The sequence below is a fragment of the Nostoc sp. C96 genome, from assembly GCF_059384975.1.
Genome location: NZ_CM182020.1, coordinates 3,351,042 through 3,365,856, shown reverse-complemented (window position 1 = coordinate 3,365,856; position 14,815 = coordinate 3,351,042). Strand labels below are relative to the sequence as shown.

Here is a 14,815-nt window from a genome sequence, read left to right as displayed (position 1 = left end):
GCCATGCAGCACTTTCTTTTGGGTAGCATCCGCACAAAGTTGATTGCCTCATTTATCGTTGTTGCGTTGATTCCGTTGCTGTTATTGGCATTTATTAACAAAGAAACAACTAAAAAAGCCCTAACGGAAAACGTTCAACAAGCCTTATCTGCGGCGGCTAACCAAACCAGTAACAGAATAGATGCTTTTATTGAAAGAAGTCTGAATGCTGTGCGTGTAGAAGCACTTTTACCAGGCTTGGCAAGCTACCTCAGCTTAACTCCAAAAGAGCGAGATAATAGCCCCGAAAAGCAATTGGCAACAGAAACATTAAGCCGCCTCAGTCGCAAAGATATGCTCAATATTATCTCATACTCTTTGCTCGACTTAAACGGAAAAAATGTGTTAAATACAACAAATACACTGGACATTAGTCAAGATGAATCAGATCAAGATTATTTTAAAGAACCACTGCAAACTAAATTACCTTTTGTTTCTAGCATGAAGCGATCGCCAAAAATTCATGACCTTGTTACCATCTTTTTTAGTAGTCCAGTTCGCAATGCCAAGGGAGACATATTGGGTGTATTGCGTGTTTCATACAATGCTACAGTCATTCAGCAGTTAGTAACTAGAGAAATTAAACAGACTGGAGATAAAACTTTTGCAATTCTTTTAGATGAAAATAATATTTATCTAGCGCATAGTACTGCACCAGAGCTAGTTTTTCAATCAATTGTACCGCTGCCTTTTGATGTTTTTAATCAACTGCCAATTGAAGAGAATTATATACCAAAATTGGCAACTAATGAGTTAAAACTGAAGCAAGCTTTGGACAACAAACAGGTATATTTAACTGCTACTCTGTCAGCAACAGGGCATCAGGTTAATATGATTGCGATCGCGCATTTAAAATATAAACCTTGGTCTGTATTATTTGCACGGCCTCTTGCTGTTGCCTTAGCACCAGTAGAAAAGCAAATTCGTGACACAATGTTTTTATTTGCATTGATTGCTTCAATCGTGACAATTATTGCTTTTGCTATTGGGCAGTTGCTAACAAAGCCAATCATTTATCTGACCAATATCGTTTTACATTTTAGCGCAGGTAACTTAGAGATCCGCGCCAAAATCAACTCCAAAGACGAAATCGGTCAACTGGCGAAATCTTTTAACAATATGGCACTTCAGTTGCAAACATCTTTGGCAACTTTGGAGCAACGCGTACAAGAGAGAACCGCAGAGTTAGTCATTGCTAAAGAAACAGCCGAAAATGCCAATCAGAAACTAGAACAACTGGTAAATCTCGATGGTTTAACTCAGATAGCGAACCGTCGCTGCTTTGATGGACGACTACAAGCAGAATGGAAACGCCTCGCGCGAGAACAACAACCCCTCTCGCTAATTTTATTTGATGTTGATAAATTCAAACTTTACAACGATTACTATGGTCATCTTGCAGGCGATGATTGTCTCATCAGAGTAGCGCAAACTGTCCAACAGACTGTTCATCGTCCGACTGATTTGGTAGTGCGTTACGGTGGAGAAGAATTTTTGGTATTACTACCCAATACTGACTTAGCAGGAGCGATCAAGGTAGTGCAAAGAATTCAGCAAACAATTCATGATCTAGCGATTCCTCATGCAGAGTCTGATGTCAAGAATATCGTCACTGTGAGTTTGGGTATTACTTGTGTTATTCCCACCTTAGACATCAAGCCAAATACACTCATCGCCTTAGCTGATCAAGCACTGTACAATGCCAAAGTACAGGGACGCGATCGCTATTGCATAGCAGTATCAGAGGATACAGTATAGTTACATTAACCCGGCTGATTCATATAACCGTTGCAACATAGCGATAATTTTCGCACCATAGTCTAAATCTGCTGACCAACGACCGGAAAGTTGACTAATTAACGGCGCAATTCCGCGAGTCACAAAGCGAAATCTGGGGTCAACAACTTCATTCACCAAAGGTTCTAAACTGGCGTAAGCTTTTAAATGTTGAATATGCGCCCTAACTCCAATTCTGGCACTTTCAAAGGAAGCTGCGGCTGCGCCACCACCAATACTACCAAGTCCAGCAAAATTATTTTGTTCTGCTCTAATATCACCACCAAATCGTAAAAATCCGGTTTCTAAACACATTTGACAAAAAGCAATATCATAGTTGACACCTTCGATTGTGGCTTCTTCTCGATAGAGTTTTGGTAAATCAGGAAACTTGCCTAAAGCATTTTCATTGTTATTTCGCAAAAATAGTTGTAGCTGCACTTCTGAAGTATTTCCGCGGGAAATAATTTGATCCATTTGACCTTTGCAAATCACTAAAATTGAACGTAAGTTAACAGTGCGCGTTCCACCATCCCACGCCACAGAAATATTAAAATCTCGTAATTCTACAGCTTTCACATACACTACTCTGCGGTAAGTAATCCGGTTGACATTCTGTGCTGTTGTTAAGTCAATCCGCAGCCGATCTACTAAATCAATAGGAATATAAGCATTACCATTGACTAATATTCCTTGTTCTGAGTAATTCTGTCCGTTGATGTTGATATTGATAGATGGATAAGTTGGTTCAGTTGGAGTTCCTGGCATGGGGTCAATGACACGACTCCAAGAAGCCAGCCCATCAGCAATACCTAACGCAAAATCACGGCGACGATTTTGCAGCAAGGCGCGGTCATCAGGACTACTGAGAAATCCGACTTGCATTAATAATGAAGGCAGTGTAGTTTGACGACAAAAGGCTAAACGTCCCAAGCCACTATCTGTATCTGGCTTAACTCCACGATTGGGTAATTGGGGAATACGGCGTAACAAACCGACTAACAGCAGTTCACCATTACTTTTACGCTCATTATTATTGGCAATATAAAATACACTAGCCCCACGTACAGTTGGGCTACTGGCTGCATCAGCATGAATTTCTAGGGCGACATCACCCCGACGACCACGAGAATTTATCCAAGCGATGGAGTCAGCCGCACTTAAATCATCAGGAACTGCTAAAACTTCAAAAGTCCGCGCCCGCAGTTCTGTGACAATTAAATCTCGCAGCAGAATCATTTCTCTAGCTTCGGTGGTTCCCCCAGCGATCGAACCTGGATCGATTCCTCCTGCTTCTTTGCCTCCGTGAGCCGCCGAAATAAATATACGCCCCATCTTCAGTATTTCCTCTTAAAAAATTAAGCGTAAGCAATTTTATACATAATTCTTCGCCTAGCCACAAGAATATAATAGTTATTAAGAGTCGATGGTCATTAGTCAATAGTCCATTGTGTTGACCATTGACCATTGACCCTTGACAAATGACTAATATGCACATTCCCCGCTTGCACCCAGACACAATTGAGGAAATTAAACAACGTGCTGACATTGTGGATGTTGTCTCAGAACACGTAGTTTTACGCAAGCGTGGTAAAGATTTTGTCGGGTTGTGTCCGTTCCATAATGAGAAAAGTCCTAGCTTTACAGTCAGCCAGAGTAAGCAAATGTATTATTGCTTCGGCTGTCAAGCTGGGGGAAATGCGATTAAATTTTTGATGGATTTGGGGAAACAGTCTTTCACCGAAGTTGTGCTGGATTTGGCGCGGCGTTATCAAGTGAATGTACAAACTCTAGAACCTGAACAAAGACAAGAATTACAGCGTCAAATGTCATTGCGTGAACAGTTGTATGAAGTTCTCGCGGCGACAGCAAATTTTTATCAACACGCCCTGCGCCAAACCCAGGCGCAAAAAGCGTTACAGTATTTACTTTCTCAGCGTCAACTCAAGGAAGAAACAATTCAGCAGTTTGGCTTGGGTTATGCCCCCGCAGGTTGGGAAACGCTATATCGCTATTTGGTGGAGAATAAACATTATCCAGTGCAATTGGTGGAAAAAGCGGGATTGATTAAGCCGCGCAAGGAAGGAGGCGGTTATTATGATGTATTTCGCGATCGCCTGATGATTCCCATCCGTGATATTCAAGGGCGCGTGATTGCGTTTGGTGGACGCACATTGACTGAGGAACAGCCAAAATATCTTAATTCACCCGAAACGGAACTATTTAATAAAGGTAAAACCTTATTCGCCATTGACCTAGCTAAAAATGGGATTGCACAACTTGACCAAGCTGTGGTGGTAGAAGGATATTTTGATGCGATCGCTCTCCACGCGGCGGGGATTAATAACGCTGTCGCTTCTCTGGGTACAGCTTTGAGTTTAGAACAAGTCCGCTTGGTACTACGTTACACCGACTCTAAACAGTTAGTTCTCAACTTTGATGCTGATAAAGCCGGGACAAATGCAGCAGAACGGGCGATCGGCGAAATTGCAGATTTAGCATATAAAGGTGAAGTTCAACTTAAGATTCTCAATATCCCAGATGGTAAAGATGCTGATGAATATTTGCACAGCCACAGTACAGCAGAATACCAAGAATTGTTAAAAAATGCGCCACTTTGGTTAGATTGGCAAATTCAGCAAGTTACTCAAGATAGAGACTTAAAACAGGCGACCGACTTTCAACAGGTAACTCAGCAGATAGTAAAATTACTGAAGAATATCACTAATAATGATACGCGCAACTATTATGTGGGTCGTTGTGCCGAAATTCTCAGTTTGGGCGATACAAACTTGATATCCTTAAGAGCAGAAAATTTGTTAACTCAAATTGCTCCATCTACAACTGCTTATTCTCAGCCAATATCCACAAAAAGAGAATGGAGTAGTAAAAAAACATCCCCATCTCCCATACCCACTACAGAACGCAGTCTTTTAGAACACGCCGAAGCTTTATTACTGCGGATATACCTGCATTGTCCCGAACAGCGACCAGCAATTATTCACGAACTTGAAGAACGAAATTTAGATTTTAGCTTGTCTCACCATCGTTCGTTGTGGCGGCAGATTGTCGAATTAACAAACGGTCAAGTTAATCTAATCTCCAGTTTACAAGACAAATACTTAGAATTAGCAGAAGAAATAGAATTAATTTCCCATCTATTTCATTTGAATGAGACAGGTAAAAAAGAAATATTACGTACCCCGCAAGTTGTCCAAGCTGCAACTGCTTGTATGGAAAGAGTATTGCGCGAAAAACGCTATCGTTACTTTTTAGAACTGTGGCAAGAAACTGATCCAGAAACAGAACCAGAAAAATGGCGATCGTATTATCAGGCATTCTACACCGAAAAAATCAAACTTCAAGAACTAGATCGCCAGCGACAATTTTCCATCACTGATTTGCTGTAGTAGGCTGACTAAATCTCATGCTTTATTTTAAGTTCGCGGTTAATTTTTTCTCAATGATTTGGCGAAAAACCTTAACCTAAATTTGTACTAATTTTAACTCATCCTTTGCTCATACTGTCTGTCTTCATCAGAAGATTATGGGGTAACGAAAATAAAATACGCTAAATCTATCAAGTTTTAGTTGTATTGATCATATCAACCTTGGACAGAAGTCAAATGGGAGTTATTCATGCGGTTGAATAAATTCAAAATCGCACATTAATAAAACTTTCAAATACTGAAGTCTAGACCTGAAAAAGACGAGATGCTGCCCAGCATCAACCATCATATTGGGATTTTTTGTGTGGATTTTTTGATTGAACGTGAGGAGTACAAATGCTTGAGGCTATCGTTGTTGCTTGGCTATTATTGTTTTTTGGTGATTTTTTATCTACATTTGTTTACCACATACCTGAGCATGTTTTTGGTAGCCTCCACTTAAGAACACATCATTCTTGGAAGAAAGATTTTCGCCACTATGCCATATTAACGTTAAATCTTCAGGTACTGTTAGATGGTATTTTGGGAGCTTTGCCTTATTTAATTATGGCAGTTATGCTTTGGTCTTTCTCTCCCATTGGTGTAATTTCTGGACTGCTATTAGGGCAGTTTCATGTATGGTGGAGACACGTTAGTATTTTAGGTTGGCAAACTCCAAATATTGTGAATATTGTGTGCCAATTTCTCTTCATTACAACTCCCGAAAGACACTGGCTACACCATCATAAAACTAACCTGGGCTTTGGGGATATTTTTACTTTCTTTGAGCAACCTGCACAAGTTTGGCTCCGATGGTTGCGTCTTGTGAGAGTACGTCTGCGTTATATCAATTTTGGATTTTAGACTTTGCGGAAAGTTGAGCCAGTGCGTTGCGGAGGTTCCCTCCGTTGTAGCAACTGGCGTTGCGTGGGCGGGTTCCCCGACTTGAGCAAACTTTTCAAGACGATTTTGGATTGTAAACTGATAAAAAAGCCTCCCATATTGGGAGGCTGAAACTTTAGCGGAGACAACTTGTTAGCCTATGGGAGTAACAGCGATCGCACCACCAAATGCGGCGAAAATAGCAGAAACGACGGCTGTGGCAAATAACCACCAAGCGGCTGAGGCTGCGGCTTTGCGGGTTTCTTCGGCTTGCTTTTGGGCTTGATGCTTGACTTCCTCTAAACGGCGTTGGGCTTCATGTTGGATGCGTTCAGCACGTTGTAATACTGTGTTACGGGCGCGTTCAACTTGATCAATAATCCGGTTGGCATCTTCCTCAGAGATATCCTCACGGGAACTCATGATGGCGACTAGAGTATCACGGTTGAATGCAGATAAGCGATCGCGCAAAGCATCAAATCCTGCTTGGGGATCGTCAAATAACTGGCGTACATCGCGCTTAACTCCATCATAGTTAAGTTCTGGGCGATCTAAAGAGTTGAGATAGTTGCGGATACGGGCAAAAACTCCGTCAACTACATCCTGTATCCGTCGTTGAATACTCCGCACTTGCTCAACAAATTGATCCCGTACAGAAATCATATTATCAGCGATTCTAGCGGCTTCTTCATCGCTCATATCTTCCCGAATCTTCAGCAAGGCAATGATGGTAGAACGGTCAAAATGAGTTAGGCGATCGCTCAAACTTTCCACTCCTACCCGTGGATCATGCAGCAATAATTGCAAGTCACGCTTAATGCCTTCAGGGTTGAGTTCTTCTTTACCAGTTTGCCGCAGATATTCTTCTAAATAAGCTTTGAATGTATCCATTCTTTGCTGTGTACGCGTCGCCAACCGACGCGGCGCACGGACAACATTGCGGATGGATGTTTGCACAGAGTCAATCACTTCGTTAACTTGTTCTTCACTCAAGTCTTGGCGTTGACTCAACAATTTGACTAAGGTATCTCGGTCTACCTGCGATAACCGCCGCCGCAATGCAACTGCACCTTCTTTGGGGTTTTCAAACAAACGATTCAAATCTCGTTGAATTCCTTCGGGGTTGAGTTCTGCTTTACCAGTGTTCCGCAGATAATCTGTAATTGTGGTTGTTACAGAATCATATTGCTCTTTGGCTCTGTCGGCTACAGCTTGCGGTGCATGGCGAAGACTATGCCAAGAATCTTCAACAACATTGATAATGTCATTAACTTGGTCTTCGCTCAAATCTTGGCGCTGACTCAACAACTGCACTAAAGTATCACGGTCAAAGCGAGACAATCTCGTCCGAATTGCACTCATCCCGGCTTGGGGATCTTCTAATAATCGCTTGAGATCAGCACGAATCGCATCAGGGTTTAATTCCGCTTTGCCTGTGTTACGCAGATATGATTCCACATTCAACCACAGAGTTTCTGCTTGATATTTTGCCTGTTCTGCTATACCTTGCGCTTCAATCAAAACGCGATCGCGCTGTTTTTCCAACTCATCTAGAATTGGTTCAACTTCATATACCTGGACATCGTTGCGTTCTAGGAGGATTTTCCGCATTTCTTCACGGTCAATCACTGCTAGACGACGTGAGACAGTTTCAAAATCTGCATCTGAATCTGTCAATAAAGGATGGAAATTTTTTTCAATTCCTTCCGCGCTCAATTCTGCTTTTGGTGTCACCAGCAAATAGCTTTCGACTCGCCGTTGCAAATCTTGAGTAATTTCTCTTTCTTCTTCGGCTGTAACTGTGACTAAGACTGATTGACGCACAGCTTCTAAGCGATCGGCAATTCGCCCAATTTCGCCTTGGGTGAGTAATCCCCGCTGTTGGAGGATATTCACAAAATCATTGCGGGAAAGCCGTTCTAATTCTCTTTTAATGATCCCAGGATCGGCGGCTGGGTCATAGATAACATCCCGGAATTCTTGAGCGATTCTTTCTTGACTTAATTGCCAAGCGAATGTGTTATGCAGATAGTTCTCAACATCAGCGCGAATTGGGCTGTAAGGTTGGGATGGGGTAGGAAGACCTAGTTTATCTGCTTGTTCTGTGACTTTATCTTTAGCTGTAGATAGGGATTGCCAGATTTTTTCCACATCGATATCTGACAAATCAGTGCGTCCCAAAACAATCCCCGTCAGGGCTGTGAATCCTTGTTGTAATGTCCGCTGAATCAGGCTGGGGGCGGCTTCCTGGGTTGCTTCTTTAGAGGAACGAGTTTCGGCAATTAACTGTTCTAGTTTGGCGTTCAGTTCGTCGGTTCTGGTTTGTCCTGGTGGTAAAGATTTGAGATAGTCAACTAATTCGCCTAGACGGTCTTGAGTAGGCTGATGTTGTCCTAGTGTTTGTTGCCAAACACTATACAGTGTATCTGCGATACGCTTAACGTCACGTTTAGAAAGGTCAGTGCGACTGCTGACTAAATCAATAAATTTTTGGCGGTCGATATTGCGTAAATCTGGACTGCCAGCGATCGCTTTTAATTGCGGATCATTGAGTAATTTTTCAAATTCACCCCTGATTCTTGATACATCCAGTTCGGGGGGACGGAGTTTTTCTAAATAATCTTCGACATTTTCCCGAATGCTGATGGGGTCAATAGCACTGCCTAATTCGCGCCGTACAGCGGCGGCGGCGGCTTCTGCGGTTGCTACCACTTGCTGATTGACGGCTTTAGCGCCAAGGGCGGCAGTTGCAGTTCCCATAATCGCTTGAAAACCGGAGGTAGCAGTGTTAACCACTGAACCAATTAAAGAACCTACGGTAGTGGAACTTACCCATACTAGTAATAAGAAGTATGCGCCCCAAATTACTAAACCAAGAATGGCTCCTAGTCTGGGATCGAAAATAACTAAGCTTAATTTTACTGCTAAGAAACTGGCAATTAATAAGGCGATGGTGACGGTAACTAGTGTCCAAATTCCCACAGCCGTGCCAATTTTGCGAATGGTTCCACCAAAACTGCCAGTTTCTCCATGATTTGCATCCGCATCGGATGAATGTCCGAGGTAGGAAATACCCGCTGCAACGGAGAGATTTGTTAGCACTAGTTGAAAAGCAAAAGCAAGAATCACGCCGGAGATTAAGGCGACAAAAAAGCGTGGCCCGGATGTCAGCACCGATGCCTGCGCTGGCGTGACGCTTGAGGGATCTACAGAAATTTGTGCTACCCATAATAATGGTTTGTAGAGTCCCAACATAATTCCCGTACTTTGAATCATTGTATTTCCTTCTTTTAAAGTTTAACTTTGGAGGGATTTAAGAATGGTGTGAGCAGCAACTATGAAATTTATGTCTGTAACTATCGCCATACCTAACTCTCGTAAATCTCAGAATCCTGGAATTTAGGCGATTTCAGCATCCATCTGAAGTTTGAACAATATATCTAGCGTCGGGTAGAAGTTTGTTTATCCATAAGATTTAATTTTTAGGATATTTGTTGAATTAATAAAGCAAAACGCCCATTTATTACCAAATTTAGGCGTTTAATTCCTATTTATTAAAACTAGATAAATTACTATGTTTTAATCTTAGCCTAAGCAAAATTTAGTTAATAGTAATTTACATTTATTTACAAATATGATTTTTATCACCCTCTGAAGGCGGAGATGTTGAGACTTTCAGGCTTTTTTTAATCGTCCACAAGAAGTGCTTGGAGTTTGTACCTACAGACGGAAAGCAATCTATCAATAAATAGCTAACGTTAAGTTAAGTAACAAATGAGTTTGGAATCAAACAATGGAAACTCGCTCCTCCACGAATTTGCCAACAGTTGCTACTGAATATAACGGTATTGATCGTAATGCTTTCGTCTACGGTTGGACTCCTCAAGCTGAACTATGGAATGGTCGTTTAGCGGCGATTGGTTTTGTGGCTTATTTATTGTGGGATTTAGCAGGTTATAGTGTCCTGCGCGATGTATTACACCTAATTGGTTACTAAAACAAAAATTTGGAAATATTAGCTAATTTTTGGAGGAAAAAATGCAATCTCGGACTACAGAAACTCGTTCTTCTACCGACTTACCAGGTGTTGCTCAAGCTTATAACGGCATAGACCGCAATGCGTTTATTTTTGGTTGGAATCCCCAAGCAGAATTGTGGAATGGTCGTTTAGCGGCGATTGGTTTTGTGGCTTATTTATTGTGGGATTTAGCCGGTTATAGCGTCCTGCGGGATGTATTTCACCTAATTGGTTACTAAAGAAAAAAGTCGAAAAAACTAGTTTATTTTTGGGAGAAAAATCATGGAAACTCGTGAAACTCGTTCATCTACTGATTTACCAGTGATTGCTAATGCTTATAACGGCCGCGATCGCAATGAATTTCTGTTTGGCTGGACTCCCCAAGCGGAATTATGGAATGGTCGTTTAGCAGCGATTGGTTTTGTCGCTTATTTGCTGTGGGATTTAGCCGGTTATAGTGTTCTACGTGATGTATTGCATCTGATTGGTTATTAAGTTTAGGGAACAGGTTATAGGAAGTAGGGAACAGTAAATGAGGGTAATAGTTTTACTTACCTACACCCTTACACCTGTCAGCAGGGGGGCAGAGGGGAATGGGCAGTACTCCCCTGCTCCCCTGCTGTCTTTACGAGTAAATTTCAGAGCCGAACCGTATTCCTTACATCCCTATACCCCTAGCCTTGGGAAGGCGGAACCAAAATCTGGAACCGCCTTCTTGACGTGCTGAATAACCTATACTTCCGCCCCAATGCTCAATCGTCATACGGCAAAAATAAAGACCAATACCGCCTCTACCTGAACGATTTTGACCTTGGGAAAATTTTTGAAATAAATTATCTACCATTTCTGGTGGTACACCTTCACCTTCATCATCGATAGTGAAGCGAATATATTCTGCTTCTGCTTGTAAACCTATAGTGACAGTAGAATTTTCTGGACTGTGGCGATAAGCATTTTCCATCAGATTTGTAATGACCCGATCTAAACGCGATTGTTCACCAACAACTTTCCAATCTGCTGTGATATCAACGTCAGCAGCAAGATTTAACTGCTGATTAGTCAGAGCAAAAGTAGCTTGGAATAGCTCTATTACTTCTTGTATAGCCACTAAAATATCTGGAGACGTATGAGTATCTACGATAAAACTTTCTAGCGATCGCACCTCAGCCGAAAAAGCATCTAAAATATTTCTAATTAACATTTCTTGCTTAATAGATTGCTTGCGGGCAATTTCTAAATGTTCTTTGCCTCTATCTGTTAAATTTTCAAATTCTAGCAATGCTAAACAGCAGTTAATTGCATTTAGTTGCCCTGCTATATCATGGATGATGCAATTAATTAATACTTCTTTTTTTTGATTTTCTTTTAATAATTGCTGATAATTTAATTGTTGTTCTCTCCCTGCTTGGATTAAGTGTTGCTTGTATTTAAATTTATCTTGGGCTAATTCAATTAACAAAATTTTACTTTCATGGACACACAAAGCATAAGCTTCTAGTTGTTCTTCATAACCATTTAAATTTTTTTGACTCCAGATACCAGAACTTAGCTTGCCAATGCTATTGCTAGACCAAACATCTTCGGCATCAAACAAAAAATTTTCTAAAAAAGCAAATTCCTCTTGGGGAATTAACATATTCATACCAAATTTTAATTCTTGGCTACAAAAACGCCTCAACCAATTAGGTGGTTGAGCCGTAACTCTAAATAATCCAATATCAATTTTTTCTAAAACTAAAATATTTAAAGCTAAAAATAAGTCAGATAATATAGTTTTATTCATAACATAAATATATAGAATTTAATTATTTATTCTTTAGGTGGTTGATTGAGTAATTTATCAGATTTTTCTTGTAATAAGTTGGAACGATTTGCTTCTTGTTGCATAGCAGAGAGATGTTTTTCATCTAAAATACTATTTAATAATAATATCCAATCACCTTCCTCTGAGGGAAAAATATGGATGTCTGCACAGATACCAACCTCCATTTTAATCAAGGGTAAAAATATAGGAGTATCATCTAAAGGTAGTAAACCCTCTAGGAAAAAAACTTGCTGGCATATAGATATTCCTGGACTAAGATTCATAATGCCATACTCAGATAGTTTTCCACCCCAGGCTACTAGACAACCATCTTTTTTGACTAATAAATAGGCAAGCGATCGCTCTTCTATAATAAAGTTGAGAAGATATAAAATCACAGCATGGGGAATGTCTACCATTTATCCATTTAAGATTTTATTAGTAAGAGTTTGAAAAACTTCTTCTACACCCTGCCCAGTTTTAGCACTAGTATTAATCACAGTCCAACCTTGTTGGATAATGACATCTAGTTCATGAGCTTCGATTTCCCATTCATTGGTCATATCCCACTTGTTAAATACCAAAATAAAAGGGACTTTACCAATACTTTCTTCTACTTTAGTTTGTAGCTCAAAAGCTTTATCCAGAGTATTGCGCCGAGTGCCATCTACAACTAATATATAACCAGATGAACCTCTGAGATATGACATCCGAACTTTTTGAAACTCGTCTTCACCATAAAGATCCCAAAGGATTAAATTGACATTATTCCCCTGAAAATCCAGAGTCTTTTTGTCAATTTTGACACCTACGGTAGTATAATATTTTTCCGAAAAAATGCTGTAGATAAACCTGGAGACTAAACTTGTTTTACCTGTAGCAAATGCACCTACCATACAAACTTTTTTCTGAAGCATATTTATTTAGTTTTATCAATTATTAAGACTTGAAAAGATACTCGGCGATTTAGCCGTTTAGCATCTAAATTAACTTCGCTCTGGTAAGGTAGTTTAGAACCTACAGCCACAAGTTTAAATTTATTGATGTTAATTCCTGGAGAATTGAAATAAGCTAAGATTTTATTCGCACGGGCTTGACTGAGAAACAAATTTTGTCGTTCTGTTCCCGTATTATCAGTGTGTCCTCTAATTTGAATCTGCACATCTTTGTCGATAGAGTTGGCTGTATTGAAAAGCTTTTGTATAACGTTGCGTAAATCTGGTAGCTTGTTAGTTTCTCCGGGAATAAAATTATCTTTTCCTTCTGCAAATAAAAGTACTGTTGCGTCAATTTTCTTTTTAGCTGACTCTAATTCTCTCAGTTCAGTGGATATAAGATTTTTAGTTTGAAATTGTGTCACTCCTGGTACAAAACGCCATAGTTTCTGAGATTCCAAAATCCAGTTGTGTGGTGCATAGCCAGTGGCAGAAAGAATGCCATTATGATCAACTTCTAGCACTACAGTTTTTGGTGGTTGTAGTAGTTTGGCTGTTCTTTTAGCTATTAGTTGTGGTTCCAAAGATAGGTAAGATTGCCACTTACTAATTACTTTGTCAGGATTGAGATTTGTCGGTTGTATTAATGTGTTGGGATCTACAGCCAACGGATCACGCATTCCTGAAATAAAATGCTTCCCGTTGTAATAGCGCGTATTCACCACTACAATTCCTGGCTGAGAGTTGAGTTTATGGAGATAAGTTTGCCAACGGATATTTTCTCTGAGAGTAAAAAAGCCCCAAGTTCCAGCTGCGATCGCCATTAAACCTAAAAAAGCCCAGGCATAAGTATAATTTTGCTTTGACGCAGTTTTATACTGAATGGCTAAACAACTTTCTAAATAAGGTTCACTAGCTTGAAATGGTTCTGTTTCTCCCGCAAAGCTATACAGTTCTGTACCTAGTTTAAGATGAATTTTTTCAATAGCTGCTTGAAAAACTGCGCGTAATTCTTGCGGCGGTTTACCACGAACAATCCCGGCGATGATTGCTTGTGGCCCTGCTTCAATCCAAATTGTTAGTTCGCCAAATCGCAAACTACGTAATGTATCTTCTTGCCGGACACCAAAAGAATCTTTGACAAAATCTTGAATTGCTGTCAACATCGCCGCTACTAAATCAGGATCTTGAACAGCTAATTGCTGGAACATTACATGGTGCAGCAATAATCCTGTTTGTTTGTGAATCAGAAATATTTGTTCAACGCGGTAAATTAAAGTTCGCAGCAGGACAATTTCCGCAAATGATTTCCCTGTACGTTGTGCTTCTAACCTCCACTTTACACTTTGTAGCGACAAACTATGTTCTAGAGCTTGATTGAGCGATTGCATCATCTCATCTAAAGATGTGGCGATCGCTTTTCGCGCCGCTGGACCGATGATGGGAAAAAATGCTTCTGAAAGTACATTTTCGTCTTGGGTGACAGAAGCTTGAATTGCTTCTTCCACAGTTGAAACCATTGCTTCTACTAGTTGTTTATCTTGCTTAGAACGCAAAACAACAGCTTCGGGAAGCAAATGACTGATATCTTCTGGGAGAATTTGGGGATTATTTAATCGTTCGTAAAGTTTATTCAGTTGACTTGGTTCAACACCGAGAAGGACACTACGAAGTAAATTCAGTTCATCTTGATTGAGCGAATCTAAGTTAGAAGATTCCCCATTACGGCTTGTAGCTTCTAGAGGTACTCGATTCGGGGGATAGTTATTCATTACCCAAATCCCTTAATTTACAATTAACATGCAGTTGCATTCTATTAAATCAACTAACAAGACAATTAATTTACAATGTCTCTAGCGTAGTTGTTCTACTAAATTAATAGTCTTTGAGAGGGAACCGAATAAAGCAGTATTATTCAGGAATAATGCGAGAA

General features: G+C 40.3%; 12 protein-coding genes. 6 read left to right on the top strand and 6 right to left on the bottom strand.

The features are described 5' to 3' along the window. Positions 1-3: 3 nt before the first annotated feature. Positions 4-1,797: a diguanylate cyclase domain-containing protein gene (locus tag AC504W_RS14310; protein WP_494878513.1), complete on the top strand. Its 1,794-nt coding sequence runs from the start codon at positions 4-6 to the stop codon at positions 1,795-1,797. Here the strand turns inward: AC504W_RS14310 and tftA are convergent, their stop codons facing one another. After that, a complete protein-coding gene (gene tftA, locus AC504W_RS14305; protein WP_494878511.1) occupies positions 1,798-3,150 on the bottom strand; it encodes a hormogonium tapered terminus morphoprotein TftA in 1,353 nt (450 codons plus the stop codon). A gap of 155 nt (positions 3,151-3,305) precedes the next feature. On the opposite strand from tftA, the gene dnaG reads away from it, so the two are divergent. Beyond that, positions 3,306-5,225: a DNA primase gene (gene dnaG / locus AC504W_RS14300; protein WP_494878653.1), complete on the top strand. Its 1,920-nt coding sequence runs from the start codon at positions 3,306-3,308 to the stop codon at positions 5,223-5,225. 375 nt (positions 5,226-5,600) lie between these two features. Continuing rightward, on the top strand, positions 5,601-6,107 hold the full coding sequence (locus AC504W_RS14295; protein WP_096577237.1) for a fatty acid hydroxylase: 507 nt from the start codon (positions 5,601-5,603) through the stop codon (positions 6,105-6,107). Positions 6,108-6,278: 171 nt separating this feature from the next. Here AC504W_RS14295 and AC504W_RS14290 read toward each other — a convergent pair whose 3' ends face one another. Beyond that, entirely contained in the window at positions 6,279-9,401 is a 3,123-nt protein-coding gene (locus tag AC504W_RS14290) for an MFS transporter (protein WP_494878509.1), read from the bottom strand. Positions 9,402-9,918: 517 nt separating this feature from the next. Between AC504W_RS14290 and AC504W_RS14285 the strand changes: the two genes are divergently transcribed. The 3 genes from AC504W_RS14285 to AC504W_RS14275 are packed head-to-tail and all read left to right on the top strand — an operon-like array spanning position 9,919 to position 10,638. Next, positions 9,919-10,122, top strand: a complete 204-nt coding sequence (locus AC504W_RS14285; protein WP_096577233.1) for a high light inducible protein — start codon at positions 9,919-9,921, stop codon at positions 10,120-10,122. A 41-nt stretch (positions 10,123-10,163) separates the two neighbouring features. Then, positions 10,164-10,382 (top strand): high light inducible protein, encoded by a 219-nt coding sequence (locus tag AC504W_RS14280; protein ID WP_096577231.1) that lies wholly within the window; start codon positions 10,164-10,166, stop codon positions 10,380-10,382. Between the two features lie 43 nt (positions 10,383-10,425). Next, positions 10,426-10,638, top strand: a complete 213-nt coding sequence (locus AC504W_RS14275; RefSeq protein ID WP_494878506.1) for a high light inducible protein — start codon at positions 10,426-10,428, stop codon at positions 10,636-10,638. A 163-nt stretch (positions 10,639-10,801) separates the two neighbouring features. Here the strand turns inward: AC504W_RS14275 and AC504W_RS14270 are convergent, their stop codons facing one another. The 4 genes from AC504W_RS14270 to AC504W_RS14255 are packed head-to-tail and all read right to left on the bottom strand — an operon-like array spanning position 10,802 to position 14,654. Beyond that, positions 10,802-11,926, bottom strand: a complete 1,125-nt coding sequence (locus tag AC504W_RS14270) for a sensor histidine kinase (RefSeq protein ID WP_494878505.1) — start codon at positions 11,924-11,926, stop codon at positions 10,802-10,804. A gap of 26 nt (positions 11,927-11,952) precedes the next feature. Then, entirely contained in the window at positions 11,953-12,366 is a 414-nt protein-coding gene (locus tag AC504W_RS14265; protein ID WP_494878504.1) for a hypothetical protein, read from the bottom strand. Beyond that, positions 12,367-12,864, bottom strand: coding sequence for a Rab family GTPase (locus tag AC504W_RS14260; RefSeq protein ID WP_096577223.1), 498 nt, complete (start codon positions 12,862-12,864; stop codon positions 12,367-12,369). Positions 12,865-12,866: 2 nt separating this feature from the next. Then, entirely contained in the window at positions 12,867-14,654 is a 1,788-nt protein-coding gene (locus tag AC504W_RS14255) for an OmpA family protein (protein WP_494878503.1), read from the bottom strand. Between the last annotated feature and the right edge of the window lie 161 nt (positions 14,655-14,815).